This window comes from Streptomyces sp. B5E4 (assembly GCF_039871555.1).
Taxonomy (GTDB): Bacteria; Actinomycetota; Actinomycetes; order Streptomycetales; family Streptomycetaceae; genus Streptomyces.
The window spans coordinates 1-18,707 of sequence record NZ_JBDPMI010000049.1 but is presented as its reverse complement, the minus strand read 5'-3'; the positions used below and the strand labels follow the sequence as shown (position 1 = coordinate 18,707).

The 18,707-nt window shown below is 74.0% G+C and carries 15 protein-coding genes; 10 read left to right on the top strand and 5 right to left on the bottom strand.

The genetic code is table 11. The annotated features are described in order from the left end of the window. Nucleotides 1-285 precede the first annotated feature (285 nt). Nucleotides 286-1,614 (bottom strand): hypothetical protein, encoded by a 1,329-nt coding sequence (locus tag ABGA99_RS35035; RefSeq protein ID WP_347584208.1) that lies wholly within the window; start codon nt 1,612-1,614, stop codon nt 286-288. 256 nt (nt 1,615-1,870) lie between these two features. Here ABGA99_RS35035 and ABGA99_RS35030 point away from each other — a divergent pair, with 256 nt between their 5' ends. Continuing rightward, nucleotides 1,871-2,785, top strand: a complete 915-nt coding sequence (locus ABGA99_RS35030; protein WP_347584207.1) for a LysR family transcriptional regulator — start codon at nt 1,871-1,873, stop codon at nt 2,783-2,785. Between the two features lie 192 nt (nt 2,786-2,977). Further along, on the top strand, nt 2,978-4,210 hold the full coding sequence (locus ABGA99_RS35025) for a S8 family peptidase (RefSeq protein ID WP_347577304.1): 1,233 nt from the start codon (nt 2,978-2,980) through the stop codon (nt 4,208-4,210). Between the two features lie 93 nt (nt 4,211-4,303). Here the strand turns inward: ABGA99_RS35025 and ABGA99_RS35020 are convergent, their stop codons facing one another. Both ABGA99_RS35020 and ABGA99_RS35015 read right to left on the bottom strand, forming a co-directional pair. Further along, nucleotides 4,304-7,246 (bottom strand): glycoside hydrolase family 2 TIM barrel-domain containing protein, encoded by a 2,943-nt coding sequence (locus ABGA99_RS35020; protein WP_347584206.1) that lies wholly within the window; start codon nt 7,244-7,246, stop codon nt 4,304-4,306. Between the two features lie 128 nt (nt 7,247-7,374). Continuing rightward, complete coding sequence (locus ABGA99_RS35015) at nt 7,375-8,481, bottom strand: chitinase (RefSeq protein ID WP_347577302.1); 1,107 nt, start codon at nt 8,479-8,481, stop codon at nt 7,375-7,377. Nucleotides 8,482-8,663: 182 nt separating this feature from the next. Between ABGA99_RS35015 and ABGA99_RS35010 the strand changes: the two genes are divergently transcribed. The 7 genes from ABGA99_RS35010 (at nt 8,664) to ABGA99_RS34980 (ending at nt 15,488) form a co-directional block, all read left to right on the top strand. Continuing rightward, a complete protein-coding gene (locus ABGA99_RS35010; protein WP_347577301.1) occupies nt 8,664-9,821 on the top strand; it encodes a hypothetical protein in 1,158 nt (385 codons plus the stop codon). Nucleotides 9,822-10,179: 358 nt separating this feature from the next. Beyond that, nucleotides 10,180-10,956, top strand: a complete 777-nt coding sequence (locus tag ABGA99_RS35005) for an ABC transporter ATP-binding protein (RefSeq protein WP_347577300.1) — start codon at nt 10,180-10,182, stop codon at nt 10,954-10,956. A gap of 50 nt (nt 10,957-11,006) precedes the next feature. Further along, complete coding sequence (locus tag ABGA99_RS35000; RefSeq protein WP_347577299.1) at nt 11,007-12,203, top strand: hypothetical protein; 1,197 nt, start codon at nt 11,007-11,009, stop codon at nt 12,201-12,203. A 130-nt stretch (nt 12,204-12,333) separates the two neighbouring features. Then, nucleotides 12,334-13,152 carry an SAM-dependent methyltransferase gene (locus ABGA99_RS34995; protein ID WP_347577298.1) on the top strand — a complete coding sequence of 273 codons (819 nt, stop codon included), beginning with the start codon at nt 12,334-12,336 and terminating at the stop codon, nt 13,150-13,152. After that, on the top strand, nt 13,149-13,952 hold the full coding sequence (locus ABGA99_RS34990) for an ABC transporter permease (RefSeq protein WP_347584205.1): 804 nt from the start codon (nt 13,149-13,151) through the stop codon (nt 13,950-13,952). Before ABGA99_RS34995 ends, ABGA99_RS34990 begins: the two co-directional genes overlap by 4 nt. A gap of 168 nt (nt 13,953-14,120) precedes the next feature. Then, a complete protein-coding gene (locus ABGA99_RS34985; RefSeq protein WP_347577577.1) occupies nt 14,121-15,020 on the top strand; it encodes a DUF5753 domain-containing protein in 900 nt (299 codons plus the stop codon). A 213-nt stretch (nt 15,021-15,233) separates the two neighbouring features. After that, a complete protein-coding gene (locus ABGA99_RS34980; RefSeq protein ID WP_347577296.1) occupies nt 15,234-15,488 on the top strand; it encodes a DUF397 domain-containing protein in 255 nt (84 codons plus the stop codon). Nucleotides 15,489-15,512: 24 nt separating this feature from the next. Here ABGA99_RS34980 and glpK read toward each other — a convergent pair whose 3' ends face one another. Both glpK and ABGA99_RS34970 read right to left on the bottom strand, forming a co-directional pair. Further along, nucleotides 15,513-17,519: a glycerol kinase GlpK gene (gene glpK, locus ABGA99_RS34975; RefSeq protein WP_347577295.1), complete on the bottom strand. Its 2,007-nt coding sequence runs from the start codon at nt 17,517-17,519 to the stop codon at nt 15,513-15,515. Between the two features lie 69 nt (nt 17,520-17,588). Next, nucleotides 17,589-18,356 carry an IclR family transcriptional regulator gene (locus ABGA99_RS34970; RefSeq protein ID WP_347577294.1) on the bottom strand — a complete coding sequence of 256 codons (768 nt, stop codon included), beginning with the start codon at nt 18,354-18,356 and terminating at the stop codon, nt 17,589-17,591. A 185-nt stretch (nt 18,357-18,541) separates the two neighbouring features. On the opposite strand from ABGA99_RS34970, the gene ABGA99_RS34965 reads away from it, so the two are divergent. After that, nucleotides 18,542-18,707 (top strand): FGGY family carbohydrate kinase (locus tag ABGA99_RS34965; protein WP_347577576.1); only part of this gene is annotated, 166 nt, incomplete at its 3' end.

Here is an 18,707-nt window from a genome sequence, read left to right as displayed (position 1 = left end):
GCGGTGTGCGGGGAGAGGAGGCCGGGCACGAGCCCGGCCGGCCCGGCGGCGACGCCCGCCAGGGTGCGTCTCGCGCGACTGGGAAATGGCACGATCATTCCTCCCGTAGGGGGTTCGTCGATCGAGCGGGGCATGCGCGTGCGACCGGGCGTGCACGCCCGGTCCGGCACCTCTGAGGCTGCGGAGCAGGTTAAAAGGACTAGACCAATGCGTCAAGAGGTCTGTACCACTGCACTTCTCCGCGCCGGGGCCCGTGACCGTACGGGAGAGGGAACCCGCCGCGGGTCAGCGGCCGCTGCCGGGGTTCTGCGGCTGCTGCGGGTCCTGCGGGGCGGCACCCGGCTGGGCGACGATGGCCTGGGCGATCGCGCCGAGGATCTCCGCGTGCTGTTCGCGCGTGAGGTCGGCGCCGTCCACCAGGCGCTCCGCGGCGAGATAGCGGGAGAACTCCAGCGGCTGGGTGAAGTACGCGCGCAGGGTCTCGACCGTCGACTCCTGGGAGCGTACGAAGGTGCGGCCGATGAACCCGGCGAGCGCGGCCGAGGAGGCGCCGAGCACGCCGGCGACGATGCTGGTCGCGGTGTTGTCGGCGATCAGGGCGAGGACGGTGAAGGCGACCAGCATGCCGAAGCCGATGCCCATGGCTATCTGGGCGTTGCGGAAGGCGTGCCGGGCCTGGGTCTGGGCGATGCCGTGGTATTTGTCGAGCCGTGCGTGGGTGACGGTCCACAGGTCGGCGAGCACCAGCGTGTCCGGCTCGCCGGCGGGCCGGGGCCGCCGCCCGGGCCCGGTCGTGCCGTCCGGATCGCCGGGCCCGCTCACGGGCTCGGTGTCCTCACCGTCCCCGTCCGGCGGCCGGGACTCCGGCGGAAGCGGGCGGCCCCGCCCGCGCCGCAGCGCGTCCTCGATCCCCTGCTCCGCGGCCCGCTCCCGGGCGCGGGCCTGTTGCGTGTCGACGAGGGGGTCCAGCCACAGGATCCGCCGGAACAGCCGCCGCTTGCGGTACACCAGGGCGGACAGGACGCTCCCGCCCACGCCGAGCACGCCCGCGGCGAGCAGGATCATCCCCGTGTCCGAGTCGCGCGCGGAACTCACGCCGAACAGGCCGGTCTCGTACCGGCAGGAATCCTGCTGTGCCCCGGTAAGCGGCGTGATGTCCCAGGAGACCGTGCGTGTCCGCTCCGAGACGCGCACCTCGGCCGCGAACCCGCCGGCCGCCGCTCCGGGGTATGTGCGCCGCCAAGCCCCGCCGTCCACGCCCTGGCCGCGGACCACCAGGTCAACCGTCCGGGGCTCGCACGTCACCGGCGACTCCGCGGGCCTGACACCCAGCTCGATCCTGACCTTGTCGGACGGCCCGGCCAACTGGGCGGTGTAGGAAGCCGTGCCCCCGGATTCGACCGGCCCGCGGGGGGCCAGCCGTTCGGTGGCGCGGGCGCTCCGGAACTGTGTCTGCTCAAGGGCGGGGACCAGCAGGCCCCCGGATACCGCCAGCACGACGCACGCCAGCACCAGGACGGTCATCCGCCAGCGGAACCGCTGCCGTAGGAGCCGTTCGACCTCGCCCTCGGAAATCTCGGGCGTGTCGGGACCGGCGGCGGTGTGCTCTGGCATCGGACCAGGATCGCCGATCTTGCGTCCGCCGGCAGGGGATTCGCACAACGGGGCGGAACGCGGGTCCGCGCTCCCGAGGTTGCACAGACTCGAAATACCGCGTTCACAAACCTTTGTGACAAGGCATTTCCGCCCCCCGCGGGAGTGCGCACACGGCGGCTTCCACCGATTTCCGGTCACGGCCCCCGCCGCGGTCCGAATTGCCGCCCGCCGCCCGCGCTAAGGTGTTCGACCTGCGGCGGAGCAGGGAGTCGGGGTGCGCATACAGCAACTGGAATACGTGGCCGCGGTGACCCGGTCCGGTTCTCTGCGGCGTGCCGCGGAATCGCTGCACCTGTCGCAGCCGGCGCTCAGCGAGACCGTACGGAATCTGGAACGGGAGCTGGGCGTCGACCTGCTGGACCGGCGCCGCTCCGGGGCCCGGATCAGCGACGCCGGGCGCGAGTTGCTGCCGCACATCGCCGCCGTGCTCGACGCCGTGGACCGGCTGCGCCGGGCCGCCGACGAGCAGCACCGGGCCAGCCGGTCGATCCGGCTCGGCACCGGCGGCGCGATCGCCGCGCCGCTGCTGGCGCCGGCCGTACGGGAGTTCCGGGCCGGCCATCCGCAGACCGGGGTGGAGATCGTCGCCGGAGGGCCGGACGCCGTACGCCGCGGGCTCGTCGAAGGCGGGCTCGACCTGGGACTCGTCGTCCGGCTGGCGGGCGAGGACCCGTACCCCGATCTGCACGACACCGCACTGCTGCGCGGCCGTCCCGTGGTGTGTCTGAGCCCCGGCAGCCCGCTGGCGGAGCTGGACGAGATCGGCGCCGTCGAACTGCTCGCCGAGCCGCTGGTCGGGGTGCGCTCCGGCTGCCTGGTGCACCGGCTGCTGCACCGTCTCGGGGCCGCCCGCCCGCCGCTGCCCGCGTACGCGGCCGACACCCCCGACGCGGCGAAGCATCTGGTCGCGGAGGGGCTGGGGGTGACGGTGCTGCCGGACTTCGGGGTGGTCGGCGATCCGCTGGAGCGGCACGGCGCGGTCACCTGGCGGCCCCTCGCCGGAGCCGCGGTCCCCGCGGTGCACCTGGTGCTCTGGCGCAGCCGTACCCGGGTCATCCCGCCCGCCGCCCGCGCGCTGCACGACGCCCTGGCCGCCGGCGCCGCGGCCGCCGGGCCCGTACCGGCCTGAGACCCCGTCAGCCCCGCAGGTCGCCCCACGCCACGCCCGCCACCAGGATCTTCCGCCTGTGTTTGGCGTGAACCTGCCACTTGTGGCGGCGTCCGGCATGCGAGACGCTGCCGGGGCACCGCCCGTATCCGGGCGGGCCACCCGCACCGCACTACCCCTCATTGCCCGTAATCCGGTCAACGAAAGGTTCTGGTGCACGAGATGAGACTCACCCCCACACCCCTGCGCCGCGCGGCCACGGTCCTCACCGCGCTCGGCCTCGCCGCCGGCCTCCAACTGGCCGCCGGCACCGGCGCGAACAGCGCACCCGCCGACGGCGACCTCAGGCTCGCCCCGGCCGCCACCGCCGTCGACGGCCAGTGGATCGTCGTGCTGAAGAACGGCGAGGTCGCCAAGTCCGACACCCGCTCCGTGGCCCGCGACCTGGCCGGCACCGCGGACGTCACGCCCGAGCACGTCTACCGCACCGCCCTGCGCGGCTTCTCCGCCGAGATGAGCAAGGCGGAGGCGGCCGAGGTGGCCCGCGACCCGCGGGTGGCGTACGTCGAGCAGGACGCCGTCGTACAGGCCACGGAGACCCAGAGCAACGCCACCTGGGGCCTGGACCGCATCGACCAGCGCGACCTGCCGCTGAGCACCACGTACACGTACAACACCACCGCGGCGAACGTCACCGCGTACATCATCGACACCGGCATCCGCACCACGCACAGCGAGTTCGGCGGCCGTGCCTCGGTCGGCACCGACACCGTCGGCGGCGGCCAGAACGGCCAGGACTGCAACGGCCACGGCACCCACGTCGCGGGCACCGTCGGCGGCAAGACGTACGGCGTGGCCAAGGAGGCCAAGCTCGTCGCCGTACGCGTCCTGAACTGCAGCGGCTCCGGCACCACCGCCGGTGTCGTCGCCGGCATCGACTGGGTGACCGCCAACGCCACCAGCCCGTCCGTGGCCAACATGAGCCTGGGCGGCGGCGCCAGCACCACGCTCGACAACGCCGTCAAGCGGTCGGTGGCCGCCGGCGTCACGTACGCGATCGCCGCCGGCAACGGCGACATCTTCGGCACCCCGCAGAACGCCTGCAACTACTCGCCCGCGCGGGTGCCCGAGGCCATCACGGTCGGCGCCACGGACCGCACCGACCGGCGCGCCTCCTGGTCCAACTTCGGTACCTGCCTGGACCTGTTCGCGCCCGGCGTGAGCATCACCTCCGGCTGGTACACCTCGGACACCGCGACGAACACCATCTCCGGCACCTCGATGGCCACCCCGCACACCGCGGGCGTCGCCGCGCTGTACCTGCAGGGCAACCCCTCGGCCACCCCCGCCCAGGTCAGCCAGGCCATCGTGAACGGCACCACCCCGAACAAGGTGCAGGACCCGCGCACCGGTTCGCCGAACCGGCTGCTGTACTCGCTGTTCTGACGGCGGTGACGGCCCCGCCGGCGAAGCCGGCCTGAAGACCGGTGCCACGGCCCGCCCCGCCCGGGAGGACCCGGGCGGGGCGTACTCCGCGCGTCAGCGTTCTCGGCGTCCTTGCGCGGCGGAGAAGACGAAGGTGAACGCCGCCGGGCGCGCCGTTAGTTCGTACTGCGGCAGCACCCCGGGACCGCAGGACGCCGAGCCGATGCCGTGGCGGGCGTGGTCCAGCGTCACGTGCACCCGGTCGCCCGGCACCAGGTCCGTGCGGTGCGTCGCGGCGTCCAGCTCCGCCGTCGTCCAGCGCCGGGCCGTCAGCGCGAACTCCGGCTCGCCCTCGACCCGCAGCCCCGCTCCCGCACCCGTCAGCTCCGCCCAGCGCACCCGCGCCCGCGCACCGTTCTCCTGCGGGCGCACGTACGGCGTCTGCAATTCGTCCACGCTCGCCGACCAGCGCCCCAGCAGCGCCGCCGTGCCCGTGTCCGGGTACGCCTCGCCGGGGCCGCCGCCGTACCAGCGCACCGCGCCGTACGCGGCGGGCAGCGCGAAGCGGATCCCCAGCCGCGGCAGCGGCACCCGCCAGTCGCCCTCCGGCGTCACCGACACGCTCAGCGCCACCCGCTCCGCGTCCGCGGTCCAGCGGAACTCGGCGGCCAGACCCAGGTCGGTGGCCGCGGGCGCCACCCGGGTACGGACCGTCAGCCCGCCGTCCGCGGCCTCCACCGCGTCCGTCCGGTGCCGCATCCGGTGCAGCCCCGCCTTGCGCCAGCGCCGGGCCAGCTCCGTCTCGGGCTGCCAGTCGGCGCCGAGGTCGTTGTCCGTCGGCGCCCGCCACACCTCCAGCCGCAGCCCCTCCACGGGCACCCCGGCAAGCGTCCGCGGCTCGCCCGTCCGCGCGTCGAACTCCGCCGGCCCGAGCCGGATCAGCGCGTCGTCGCGTACGGGCGCCGCCCCTGCGGGCCGCGCGAGCGGCGGGCGCGGCGCGGCGGACCACTGCCCGCGGGCCACCACGTGCCCCACCGGGGCCCACGCGGTGTCCGCGGCGAGCCGCGCGGTGACGGTCCAGCGCGCCTCGCCGGCGGGCGGCGTGCCGGGCGCGGGCAGCTCGACCTTCGCACTCTCGCCCGGTGCCAGCGGCGGCACCGCCGCCGAGCCGCCCCCGGTCTCCGCGCCGTCCACCGCGTACGTCCAGGAGAACGCGAGGTGGTCCAGGCCGGCGAAGTCGTGCAGGTTGGTGACGACGGCCTGGCCGGGCCAGTCCCCGGCCTCGATACGTACCGGCTGGATGACGTGGCCGAACTCGGTGAGCCCGGGCGAGGGCGTGCGGTCGGGGAACACCAGCCCGTCGCAGACGAAGCTGCCGTCGTGCAGCTCCTCCCCGAAGTCGCCGCCGTAGGCGAAGCCCAGCTCGGGGTGGGCGATGCCGTGGTCGATCCACTCCCAGACGAAGCCGCCCTGGCAGCGCTCGTACGTCTCGAACAGCCGCTGGTAGTCCGCCAGTCCGCCGGGGCCGTTGCCCATGGCGTGCGCGTACTCGCAGAGCACGAAGGGCTGCGCCCGGCGGCGCGCGTCCAGCGCCGGGTCGTCGAGGGGGTCCTCGGTGCGCTCGCCGATGCGGCGGACCTCGTCGTGGTCCGCGTACATGCGCGAGTAGACGTCGGTGTCGCGGCTGGTCGGGTCGCCCTCGTAGTGCAGGAGCCGGCCGGGGTCGCGGCCGCGGATCCAGTCGGCCATGGCGGTCAGGCCCGCGCCGGAGCCGCACTCGTTGCCGAGGGACCACAGGATGACCGACGGGTGGTTCTTGTCCCGCTCGACCATGCGCGCGGCGCGGTCCAGCAGCGCCGGGGTCCAGCGCTCGTCGGCGACGGGGTTGCCGCGCCAGCCGAGGGCGCCGAAGCCGTGCGTCTCCAGGTCGCACTCGTCGACGACCCACAGCCCCAGCTCGTCGCAGAGGTCGAGGAACGCGGGGTGCGGCGGGTAGTGGCTGGTGCGCACGGCGTTGACGTTGTGCCGCTTCATCAGCAGGACGTCCGCGCGCATCGTCGCCTCGTCGACGGCGCGGCCGTGCTCGGGGTGGAACTCGTGCCGGTTCACCCCGCGCAGCAGGATGCGGCGGCCGTTGACCTTGAGCACGCCGTCCTCGACGGCCACGGTGCGAAAGCCCACCCGCAGCGGGATCCGCTCGCCCGCGGTGGCCAGCTCGGCCGCGTACAGCCGCGGGAGCTCCGCGGTCCACGGCTCGACGGGCAGCGTGACGGACTCGCCGGTGGCGACGTCGACGCCCAGCTCCGGGAGGGTGACCCGGCCGCCGGGCGCGCACTCCACGCGCAGGGTGCCGGCGCCGGTCACGTGGTCGTACGAGGCGTGCACGAAGAAATCGCGGACGGCGCCCGCGGGCCGGTGCAGCAGCGTGACGTCGCGGAAGATGCCGGGCATCCACCACTGGTCCTGGTCCTCCAGGTAGGAGCCGGAGGACCACTGGTGGACGCGGACGGCCAGCACGTTGCCCGCGGGGCGCAGCAGCGCGCCGACGGCGAACTCGTGCGGCAGCCGGGAGCCCTTGAACTCGCCGAGCTCCGTGCCGTTGAGCCAGACCCGCGCGTGCGAGTCCACCCCGTCGAAGCGCAGCACGGCTTCTCCGTCCGCGGGGCCGCCCGCGGGCGGCGGGGCGGCGGGCCAGCCGCCGGGCAGGTCGAAGGTGCGCAGGTGGTCGCCGGTCGGGTTCTCGGCCGGCACCCGCGGCGGGTCGACCGGGAAGGGGTAGGGGGTGTTGGTGTACGCGGGCGCACCGTGCCGGCCGCCGCCCTGGAGCACCCAGTGGCCCGGGACGGCGATCTCGTCCCAGCCGGAGGCGTCGTGGCCGGGGTCGGCGAAGGACGTGTCGTGGGTGGTGGCGGTGGGGGAGAGCCGGAAGCGCCAGGCCCCGTTCAGCGGCAGCCGGGCGGCGTCGGAGCGGGCGTACCAGGCGCGCGGCGGCAGGGCGCCGGTGCCGGGTGCGGGGTCTTCGTGGGCGGGGAGAAGCGGATCGTGCATGAGATCCATCTGATCCCGCCCGGGGGCGCGGCACAACAGACGCCGCGCCCAGAGCCATTGGACTTTCCGGACACCGGTTGGACTTCTGTGCCGCCCCGGCCGCGCGCCGTGGGGGACGAGCGGCCGGGGCGTGTCGGTCAGCGGCCCTGCAGCGACTTGACGTTGTCGCCGAAGGACCAGCCGCGCGAGCCGTCCCAGTTGATCGACCAGGTCATCAGGCCCTTGAGCGCGCCGCCGAAGTGGCTCCACGCCTGCGACACCAGCCCCGGGGTCATGTGGCCGCCGCCCGCGCCGGGCTGGGCGGGCAGGCCGGGGGCCTGCTTGTCGTACGGGACGCGGATGGTGGTGCCCTGCACGACGAGGCCGCGGTTCAGGCACTCGGTCTGGGCGACGAAGCCCTGGACGGTGCCCGCCTGGTACGAGTCGCCGGAGCAGCCGTACATGCTGCCGTTGTAGTACTGCATGTTGAGCCACCACAGCCGGCCGTTGTCCGCGTACTTCTTGATGATCGGCAGGTACGCGCCCCAGATCGAGCCGTAGACCACGCTGCCCCCGGTGACGTACGCCGTCTCCGGGGCCATCGTCAGGCCGAAGCCGGCGGGCATCTGGGCGAGCACGCCGTCGATGATGCGGATGAGGTTGGCCTGCGAGGGGGAGAGCTGGTTGATGTTGCCGCTGCCGACGAGGCCGGTCTCGATGTCGATGTCGATGCCGTCGAAGTTGTACTTCTTGAGGATCGGCACCAGCGTGGCGACGACCCGGTCGGCGACGGCGCTGGAGCTGAGGTCGATGCCGGCCGCGGCGCCCCCGAGCGACATGAGGACGGTGGCGCCGCTCGCCTTGGCCGCGCACATCTCGGCCGGGGTGGCCACCTTCACCGTGCTGTCCATGCCGTCCTCCCACTTGACCGTGCCGTCCGAGAGGATGACGGGGAAGGCGGCGTTGACGACGTTGTAGCCGTGGGTGCGGATGGCGGGGTCGGTGATCGGCGTCCAGCCGAACGGCGGGTGGACGCCGTTGGCGGCGCCGTCCCAGTTCTCCCAGTAGCCCTGGAGGACCTTGCCCGCGGGCCTGGGTTTGGTGGGACAGGTCTCGGCCGCCGGGGATGCCGGGGCCGCCGGTTCCGCCGCCGCCGGCCCGGCCGCTTCCGGCGGGGCCGCCGCCGCGGCGGGGAGCTGGGCGGCGAGCACCAGCGTGAGGCCGATGCCGAAGAGACGCAGCGTCCGGCTGATCGCAGACTGCATGACACGCTCGCCTTCTGGGCTGTGGGGTTGCCAGGAGAGGTACGTGTTGCGCTGCGGCACAAGGTAAGTTGGTCCAGACCTTTCGTCAAGAGGTCTGGACCAAAGGTCGTGGGACGGGCCGCGGGGAAGCTGTTCGTGCCGCGTTCACCCGCGAGTTCGCGGCGTTGCCTAGCGTGCCGCCCATGCCCACCACGTACGACGCGGGAGTCCCCGCAGTCCCTGCCGTCCCCGAAGTCCCCGCCGCCGCGGCCGGATCCGCCGCGTCCTTCGCCGCCGCCTCACCCCCGCCGTCCCGCCGCCGGGTGCTGCGCGGGCTCACCGCGACGGCCGGCGCCGCCGGGCTCGCCGCGCTCGGCGCCGGCACCGCGGTGGCCGGCGGCGGCGACCGCGGGCGCCCCGGGCGCCCGTTGCGGGTGCTCGTCGCGACGAACGAGCCGTGGGGCACGTACCACGTGAAGCCGCTGCTCGCGGAGGCCGGACGGCGCGGCGTACGGATCACCCAGCTCGTACCCGACACCGCCGGAGTCCAGCCCGGCGACCCCGTGCCCGTGGCCACGCCGCAGTCCGCGCCGCGCGCCGATCTGCTGGTCGTCACCGGTGCCGGTGACTGGCCGCTGGAGTGCGTCGCGCGCTTCCCGCGGCTGCCGGTGGCGGCCGGCTCGCTGGCCTACCTCGGGCCGCAGCAGGCCCCGGGCGCACGGCTGCTGCGGCCCCGGCTGCGCGCCGTCACGTCCTCCTCGCCGGCCGAGGCGCGCGCGTTCGGCGGCTACCTCGGCGTCCGGCGCCGGATCCGGGTGGTCGGCTCGCCGCAGACCGACACGCTGCCGGAGCACCGGCCGGAGCCGGGGCTCGTGCTCGTCCTGACCAGCGTCACGCACCCCGACGGCACCGGCGGTGCCGCCCCCGGCAGCGAACTGCTGCTCGCGGCGGCGGAGAAGCTGCAGGCGGCGGGCAGGCGGATCCTGGTGGGCCTGCACCCGCGCGAGGACCCCAAGCTGTGGGACGCGTACGAGATCAGCGACGTGCCGTCGCTCCAGGCCGCGGCGCGGGCGGAGGCGGCGGTCGGCATCCCGGGGACCGTCTTCCCGCTGGTCGCGGCGGCCGGTGTGCCGCTGGTCGGCGTCACAGGGCCGGGGCTGACGGTGCCGGACTACCTGCTGGCGGTCTGCTCCTCGACCATCGACGACCCGGCGGAGGCGGTGCCGGCCGTCGCCTCCGCGCGGCTGCCCGCACCGGACGTCCTCGCCGACGCCGTCGGCCCGATCGGCGGCTCCGCCGCCCGCCTGCTGGACGTCTGGCGCCACACCGCCCACCCGGGGCACCCGCACGACGACCTCTGACAACCGGCCCGGGATGCCTCGCCCGCCGACCTGACGGCCGCGGGTCCGCAAGGCGGCCGTCGCGCCGCCTCCCGGGTCCGCGCCCCGTCCGGCCGGTTCGCGCGCGGCCGCCTGGGTGTCCGCTCACCTTCCGCGGCCCCGGGCCCCGGTCCCGGCCCGACGGCCACGGGGCCGGGGCGCGTTCGCCCGCCCCGGGCCGGGGTGCCTCTTCACCGCCCGCCGCCCGGAGGGCACCCCGCGTACCGGCCCGCATGCCCGTCCCGTAGCCTCTGTGCCCCCGAGCCCGCGGCGCCCGCCGCGGCGCAGACATCTGCCCGGTGGCCCTGACCCCCCTGCCGGGCGCACGGGAGGTGGGCCCATGACCGTCACCGACGCCGACGAGGCCGCGCCCGTGTCCGGTACGGGACCCGTCCTCTCCCTCGGCGCCGTCGAGAAGCGCTTCCCCGACGGCACCCGCGCGCTCGACCCCGTCGACCTCGACGTCGGCGCCGGCGAGTTCGTCTCCGTCGTCGGCCCCTCCGGCTGCGGCAAGACCACCCTGCTGCGCATCGCCGCCGGCCTCGTCGAGCCCACCGCCGGCGCCGTGGCCGCACGCGCCGACCGCCTCGGCTACGTCTTCCAGGACCCGACACTGCTGCCCTGGCGCTCGGTGCGGACGAACGTCGAGCTCTTCGGCGAACTGCGCGGCGTCCCGCGCGCCGAGCGGCGCAGGCGCGCCGACGCCGCGCTGGAACTGGTCGGCCTCACCGACTTCGCCGGCCACCGGCCCCGCGCCCTGTCCGGCGGCATGCGCATGCGCGTCTCCCTGGCCCGCTCCCTCACGCTGCGCCCGGAACTGTTCCTGCTGGACGAGCCGTTCGGCACCCTGGACGAGATCACCCGCGAGCGGCTGGACGACGACCTGCTCCGGCTCTTCGCCGCCGAGCGGTTCGCGGCCGTCTTCGTCACGCACTCCGTGCTGGAGGCGGTCTATCTGTCCACCCGGGTCGTGGTGATGTCCCCCCGCCCCGGGCGCATCTGCGGCGAGTTCACCGTCCCGTTCGGCTACCCGCGGACCGAGAGCCTGCGCTACGACCCCGAGCTGAACCGCATCGCGGCCGAGGTGTCCGCCTGCATGCGCGCCTCCGCTCGCTGACCACGGAACGAGACCCCACCGGCCCCCGACCCCCTTTGGAGGAACCCCCGATGCCCGTGAAGAGCCCCCGGCGCTCCTTAGCCCTGCCGCTCGTCGCCTGCGTGCTGCTCACCGCCGCCGCCTGCGGAGACGACGGTGACGGCGAGGCCGACGCGAAGGAGTCGGCGCCCGCGGCGAAGAGCGGCGCGGCCTCCCTGGCCGGTGTCTGCCCCGAGACCGTGACCGTGCAGACCTCGTGGCTGCCGAACGCCACCGCCTTCGGCCCGCTGTACGCGCTCCTCGGAGACGACCTCCAGGTGGACGCCGGCGCCAAACGGGCCACGGCGCCGCTGGTCGCCGGCGGCAAGGACACGGGCATCTCGCTCGAACTGCGCGCCGGCGGCCCGGCGATCGGCTTCGCCGCCACCTCCGCGCAGATGTACACGGACGAGGACATCGACCTCGGGGTGGTGGGCGGCTTCGACGAGATCGTCCAGCTCTCCGCCACGCAGCCCACGACCGCGGTGCTGGCGCTGCTGGAGAAGGACCCGACGATGATCTACTGGGACCCGGAGACCTACCCGGAGTTCGAGACCATCGAGGACGTCGGCAGGTCGGACACCACGGTGCTGTACTCCGGCGGCGACACGTACATGGAGTATCTGACCGGCACCGGGATCCTCAAGAAGGACCAGGTGGACGGCTCCTTCGACGGCTCGCCCGCGCGCTTCGTGGCCTCCGGCGGCAAGCTCGCCTCCTCCGGGTACGCGGCCGAGGACCCCTACATGTTCGAGAACGAGATCGACGACTGGATGAAGCCCGTCAAGGGCCAGCTCGTCTACGAGGCCGGCTACCCGATCTATGGGCCCTCCCTCGTCGTCCGCCCCGAGGCGAAGGCCGAACTGGCTCCCTGCCTGGAGAAGCTGATCCCGGTCGTCCAGCAGTCGCAGGTCGACTACCTCCGCGACCCGGACGCGACCATCGCCACCATCGTCGACATCGCCGAGCAGTACAAGGGCGGCGACGTGCTCACCGAGGGTATCGCGAAGTACGGCATCGGCGAGATGAGGAAGCTCGGCATCGCCTCGGACGACGCGGAGGGCGAGGACGCCACCGTCGGGAACTTCGAGACCGCGCGGGTCCAGGAGATCATCGACATCGGCGAGCCGATCTTCGCCGAGCAGAAGAAACCCGTCAAAGACGGCCTGAAGCCGGCCGACGTCGTCACCAACGAGTTCCTCGACCCCGCCATCGGACACGGCGGATGACCGGCCGCGCGACCGCCGGGGCCGCGCACCGCGGGCCCCGGCGGCGCGGTGGAGTACGCTGCCCACCCGGCCCGTACCGCGGTGCGCGCCGGCACAGCCACGGTCGTACGCGGCCGACGCGGAGAGGAACATGAGCGACAACGGCATAGCCGACGGGCCCCACGGCACGTCGCCCCTGCCCGACCCCACGGCCCCCCACGCCTCCCGCACGTACGACTACCACCTCGGCGGCACTGACAACCTCGGCCCGGACCGTGCGCTGGTGGACGAGGTCGAGTCCACCTTCATGCCGGACGTGAAGATGCGCGTACGCGCCCAGCGGCTCTTCCTGGAACGGGCCGTGCGGTACCTGGTCGCGGAGGCGGGCATCCGCCAGATCCTCGACATCGGCTGCGGCCTGCCGCAGCGGCGCATGCCCAACGTCCACGAGATCGCGCACGGCATCGCCCCCGACACCCGGATCGTCTACGTCGACTACAACCCCGTCGCCGTGGCGCACATGCAGGCCCTGCACACCGACGGGATCCTGACCGTCGCCTTCGCGGGCGACGTCCGGCAGCCCGAGCTGATCCTCACCCACCCGGACACGCGCGCCGTGCTGGACCTCGACCGGCCCGTGGGCGTCCTGATGGTCGGGCTGCTGCACTTCCTGCCCGACGAGGACGACCCGGCGGACCTGGTGGCGCGGGTCCGCCGCGGAGTGGTCCCGGGCAGTTACCTCGCCGCGTCCCAGATATCCGCCGAACTCGACTCCCGGGTGAGCCGGCTCACCAAGGCGTGGGCGCGCGGGGCGACGCCGATGGTGGAGCGCAGCCGCGCCGACCTGGAGCGGATCATCGACGGGTGGGAGCCGGTCGACCCCGGCGTGGTGGTCGCGCACCGCTGGCGCCCCCGCCACCCGGACCGTACCGAGGGAAACGCCTACACCCTGGTGGCCGTCAAGCCATGAACGTGCGCCCGTTGCTACGGAGGCTGCCGGCCGTGCTGGTGGCCGGCGCCGCCGTGGGGGTGTGGTACCTGATCAGCATGGTGGTGCTGGCCGAGGACCGGCGCTTCCTCTTCCCGCCGCCGCACGACGTGGTGCGCGTGGGGTTCCTCGACGGCGACAACCGCGCCGAACTCCTCGACGCCCTGCTGCTGTCCGCGCAGGTCGCCTCGCTCGGGCTGCTCATCTCGGCGGCCGGGGCGATCGCCATGGCGGTCCTGATGAGCCAGGCCCGTTGGCTGGAACGTTCCCTCTTCCCTTACTTCGTCGTGCTCCAGGTGACGCCGATCCTCGCCCTGGTCCCGCTCTTCGGCTTCTGGTGGGGCTACGGGTTCTCCACCCGGGTGCTCGTCTGCGTCATCATCGCCTTCTTCCCCATCCTCACCAGCACGCTCTTCGGCATCCGCTCCGCCGACTCCTCGTACCACGACCTGTTCAGGCTCCAGAACGCCGGCCGGCTGACCCGGCTGTGGAAGCTCCAGTTGCCCGCCGCGCTACCGCACATCTTCACCGGGCTGCGCATCGCCGCCGGAATGTCCGTGGTCGGCGCCATCGTCGGCGACTTCTTCTTCCGCCAGGGGCAGCCGGGGATCGGGGTGCTCATCGACCTCTACCAGTCGCGGCTGCAGTCCGAGCAGTTGCTCGCGGCGGTGCTGGTCTCCTCGCTCTTCGGCGTGCTGGTCTTCTGGTTCTTCGGTTGGCTCGCCCGGATCGTCGTCGGTGGCTGGCACGAGTCCGTGGACGAGCCCGGCGCCAAGAGCTGATCTCCTCCGGTGCCCCGCCCCGTCCGGGCACCGGGTCCACGCGTCCGGATCCGGTAGGCGAAAACCGGACGAAGGTTCGGGAAAGCGGCCCCGGGCGGGTATGATTCCGCGCTGGCGACGGGATGTGAACGGACCGGCGGGGGAGGGGAGATGACGGGGCCAGTACCGGTGGCCGGCGGGCGGCGGCTGCCCGGCGGCGGCGCGGACCCCGGCCGGGGCGGGCCCACGATCCGGCGGATCGTCCTCGGCTCCCGGCTGCGCAGGCTGCGCGTCCGGCGCGGCGTCGGACTCGACGCGGCGGCGCAGGCCATCAGAGCCTCCGTGCCCAAAATGAGCCGGCTGGAGCGCGGCCAGGGCGGCTGCAAGGAACGCGACATAGCGGACCTGCTGACGCTCTACGGGGTCGCGGACCTCCGGGAGCGCGAGGCGTACCTCGCGCTGGCCCGCGGCGCCAACACCCCCGGCTGGTGGCAGCAGTACGGCGATCTGACGCCGCGCTGGCTGGAGACGTACCTCGGGCTCGAAGAGGGCGCGACGCTCATCCGCGGCTATCAGTCGCACCGGGTGCCGGATCTGCTGCAGACCCCCGCCTACGCGGCCGCGCTGGCGCGGCTGACGTACCCGGACGACAGCGCGAACGCCGTCGCCCGCCGCGTCGACCTGCTGGAGCGCCGGCAGCAGCTCCTCGCCAGGTCCGACGGGCCGCGCTGCTGGCAGCTCATCGACGAGGGTGCGCTGCGGCGCAGCGTGGGCGGCCCCGCGGTGATGCGCGAGCAGATACGTCATCTGATCCGGCTGCACAGCGCGGAGTTCCCGGAGATCGCGGTGCACGTCGTGCCGCTGCACACCTCGGCGGCGACGGCGCTGGCCGGCTCGGTGACGCTGCTGCGCTTCGCCGAGGCGGACCTGCCGGACATCGCGTACCTGGAACAGCTCACCGGCGCGCTCTACCTCGACGACCCCGACGACGTCGAGCGGCACCGGCTGGCCGTCGACCGGCTGGCCGCGCCGGCCACGGAGCTGACGAACACCGACGCCTTTTTGCGTCAGCTCCTGCACATCACCTGACGGCCCCGCCCGTATCCCCTCCGGGGCCCGCCGGATCCCGCGGTTCCGCGAGGGCTTCTCCCTGCTCCCGTACGGCACACCGGCCGGATTCGATCACCGTGCGCCACCGCCCTCCGAGCGCTCGGTGATAGCTGGATGAAATTTCATCTGTAAGTGCATCCGCAAGCACAGACGCAAGTACAGTACGCAAAAGATCAGTTGGAGGGAGCAGCCATGCAGGTCGACAACGGTGTGCCCGCGGGCCGGCTGGGAAACGTCGAGTGGCGCAAGAGCCACCACAGCAACCCCAACGGCGAGTGCGTGGAGCTGGCCGGGCTGTCCGGCGGGGAGGTCGCGGTCCGCAACTCGCGGGACCCGCAGGGCCCCGCGCTGGTCTACGGGCCCGCCGGGCTGGCCGCGTTCCTGAGGGCCGCCAAGGAAGGGGACTTCGACGACCTCGTCACCGGCCGCGGCACCACCCGCGCCTGACCCGGGCGCCACGCAGGTGCGCGGCTACGTCACGGATTCGCCCGCCAGCGCCGCGATGCGGGCCGCGCTGTCGCAGCCCGAGGCGCGCAGGTGCCCGCGCGCCACGGCGTACGCGCGGCCGAGGACGGCGCGCTCCTGCGCGGAGGCGCCGCGGCGCAGCGCGTTGAGGTGGAGGCGCTCGCCGTCGGCGATGTGCCCGGCGGCGACGGCGCCCAGCCGGTCCAGCGCCGCGTCGAACTCCGGCCCCGCGGGGTCGTCCAGGCGCAGCAGCGCCAGCAGGGCACGCGCGAGCGCCGCCGGCCCGTGGTCGGCGTCGTCGGGGCAGAGCGCATACGCCGCCGCGCCCGGCCCGGGGCGCGCGGCCGCCCGGCCGGCCTCCACATGCGCCACCAGCAGCGCCGCCAGCTCACGCAGCACCGCCCGCCGGTCCGCCTCCTCGCTGCGCAGCGCGCTCAGCAGGTGCTCCACCCTGCGGTGGTCGGCCAGCACCAGGTCGACCACGTCGGCCCCCGACGGCGGCGGGCTCTCCGCCGGCCGGGTCCAGCCGAACGTCAGCCCCACCGCATGCCGCCAGTTGGCGTACTCCGAAGCCCGGCGGCTCTCCGGCATCTGCGGCAGCCACTGCGCCGCCCGGTGCCAGTTGCGCCGCAGCCCCTCCAGGTCCGGCCAGTAGCCGACGGCCAGCCCCGCCGCGTACGCGGCGCCCAGCGAGACGGTCTCCGCCATCATGGGCCGTACGACGGGCACGTCGAGGACGTCGGCGACGAACTGCATCAGCAGGTTGTCCGCGGTCATGCCGCCGTCCACGCGCAGGCCGGAGAGCGCCAGACCGGAGTCGGCGTTCATCGCGTCCACCACCTCCCGCGTCTGCCAGCCCGTCGCCTCCAGGACCGCCCGCGCCAGATGCCCCCTGGTGATGTACGAGGTGAGTCCCGCGATCACGCCCCGCGCCTCGCTGTGCCAGTGCGGCGCGAACAGCCCCGAGAACGCCGGCACGATGTAGCAGCCGCCGTTGTCGTCGACGGTCTGCGCCAGCGTCTCGATCTCCGGCGCGCTGCCGATCAGCCGCAGCCCGTCCCGGAACCACTGCACCAGCGACCCCGTCACCGCGATCGAGCCCTCCAGCGCGTACACCGCCGGCTCGTCCCCGATCTTGAAGCCGACGGTCGTCAGCAGCCCGTGCCGGGAGGCCGCGGGGGTCTCGCCGGTGTTGAGCAGCAGGAAACTGCCCGTCCCGTACGTGCACTTGGCCTCGCCCGGGGCGAAGCAGGTCTGGCCGAAGAGCGCCGCCTGCTGGTCGCCGAGCGCCGCGGCGATACGGATGCCGGGGACGACGGTGGTGGTCGTGCCATAGGTCTGCGTGGAGGAGCGGATCTCCGGCAGCATCGCCTTCGGCACGCCGAAGAAGTCCAGCAGTTCGTCGTCCCATGACAGGGTGCGCAGATTCATCAGCATCGTGCGGCTGGCGTTGGTGACGTCGGTGATGTGCAGCCCGCCCGCGGGCCCGCCGGTCAGGTTCCAGATCAGCCAGCTCTCCATCGTGCCGAACAGCACGTCGCCGCGCTCCGCCCGCTCCCGCAGCCCGGGAGTGGACTCCAGCAGCCAGCGGACCCGCGGCGCGGAGAAGTACGTGGCCAGCGGCAGCCCGCACAGCGCGCGCACCCGGTCCGCCCGCGGGTCCCGGGCGAGCCGGTCGGTCATCTCGTCGGTACGGGTGTCCTGCCAGACGACGGCGCGGGCGGCCGGGCGGCCGGTGTGCCGGTCCCACAGCACCGTCGTCTCCCGCTGGTTGGCGATGCCGAGCGCGACGACCTGGCCGGCGTCGGCGCCCGCCTCCGCGAGGGTCTGCGGCACGATCCGGCGCAGGTTCCGCCAGATCTCCACGGCGTCGTGCTCGACCCAGCCGGGCCGCGGGAAGTACTGCTTGTGCTCGCGCTGCACCACGGAGACCAGCCGGCCCTGGGCGTCGAAGAGGATGCACCGGGTGGACGTCGTGCCCTGGTCCACCGACATCACGTACCGCTGCACCACGCCGCCCCCGTTCCGTACCGGCTGCCCCGTCTGGTCAGTCCGTTTCGTCTTCCCGGTCCCGCGCGGTGGTCACCGGCGGGACGCGCCCAGGTCCCGCGACACCGACCTGGCCGTGCCGAGCACCAGACCCACCAGGTCCTCGCGCAGCGTGCCGGAGCGCTCGCAGAGCCGCTCGGCCGGGCCGGAGATGCCGAGCGCGCCGACGACCAGACCGCCCGGGCCGCGCAGGGGCGCCGCGATCCCCGCCTCCTCCAGGCGCCGCTCGCCGTGCTCGCCGGCCCAGCCCGCCTCGCGTACCCGCCGCAGCTCCGCCTGGATCGCCGACGGCGTGGTCACGGTCCGGGGGGTGTACGTGGCCGGGGGCTCGCCGCCCAGCGCCGCCTGGGCGTTCACGTCGTACGCGAGCAGCACCTTGCCCAGCGCGGTCGCGTGCGCCGGCAGCGTCGCGGAGACGTCGAGGGTCTGCTGCGGGTCGCCGGGCCGGAAGACGTGGTGGACGACGAGGACCCGGCCGTCGGCCGGGACGCCGATGCGCACCGCCTCGCGGCTTCTGGCGGCCAGCCCGTCGGCCCAGTTGAGGGCGCGGGAGCGCAGCTCGTTGGCGTCGATGTGGCGGGAGCGGAGGTCGAGGAGCGCGTCGCCGATCCGGTACTTGCCGGTGTCGCGGTCCTGCTCGACGAACCCCACCTGCTGCAGCGTCCGCAGCAGCCCGTGCACCGTGCCCTTGGCCAGGCCGAGCGCCGCGGCCAGCTCGCTGACCCCGAGGCGGCCGGAACCGCGCGCCAGCACGTGCAGTATCGCCGCCGCGCGTTCAACCGATTGAACCGGACCTGGCACGCGCCGACCATAAGCCTCCGCGCCCCGCCGGTGAAAGCGGGGTGCAGCAGATTCGTTCGACAATGTCGGCAGGGCGTCGTTGACGGCGGGATTCCGTGCTGGTCATGTACTCACCACGGGCCGGGGTGCCGGCGCAGCGGCACGGTCCCGGCGACCGATGCGACGTTTCGGAGCAGGAGCAGACCGTGACCGACGATTACAGCGCCCCCTCCCCGCAGCGCCCCGGCCCGTTCATTGCGGCTATCGATCAGGGGACGACTTCGAGCCGGTGCATCGTGTTCGATACCGATGGCCGGATCGTGTCGGTGGATCAGAAGGAACACGAGCAGATCTTCCCCAGGCCCGGGTGGG

What these genes read in the sequence shown, in the direction of transcription:
- ABGA99_RS35035 (WP_347584208.1), bottom strand. Translation starts at nt 1,614, where the DNA reads ATGCCAGAGCACACCGCCGCCGGTCCCGACACGCCCGAGATTTCCGAG.
- ABGA99_RS35020 (WP_347584206.1), bottom strand. Translation starts at nt 7,246, where the DNA reads ATGGATCTCATGCACGATCCGCTTCTCCCCGCCCACGAAGACCCCGCA.
- ABGA99_RS35015 (WP_347577302.1), bottom strand. Translation starts at nt 8,481, where the DNA reads ATGCAGTCTGCGATCAGCCGGACGCTGCGTCTCTTCGGCATCGGCCTC.
- ABGA99_RS35010 (WP_347577301.1), top strand. Translation starts at nt 8,664, where the DNA reads ATGCCCACCACGTACGACGCGGGAGTCCCCGCAGTCCCTGCCGTCCCC.
- ABGA99_RS35005 (WP_347577300.1), top strand. Translation starts at nt 10,180, where the DNA reads ATGACCGTCACCGACGCCGACGAGGCCGCGCCCGTGTCCGGTACGGGA.
- ABGA99_RS35000 (WP_347577299.1), top strand. Translation starts at nt 11,007, where the DNA reads ATGCCCGTGAAGAGCCCCCGGCGCTCCTTAGCCCTGCCGCTCGTCGCC.
- ABGA99_RS34995 (WP_347577298.1), top strand. Translation starts at nt 12,334, where the DNA reads ATGAGCGACAACGGCATAGCCGACGGGCCCCACGGCACGTCGCCCCTG.
- ABGA99_RS34990 (WP_347584205.1), top strand. Translation starts at nt 13,149, where the DNA reads ATGAACGTGCGCCCGTTGCTACGGAGGCTGCCGGCCGTGCTGGTGGCC.
- ABGA99_RS34980 (WP_347577296.1), top strand. Translation starts at nt 15,234, where the DNA reads ATGCAGGTCGACAACGGTGTGCCCGCGGGCCGGCTGGGAAACGTCGAG.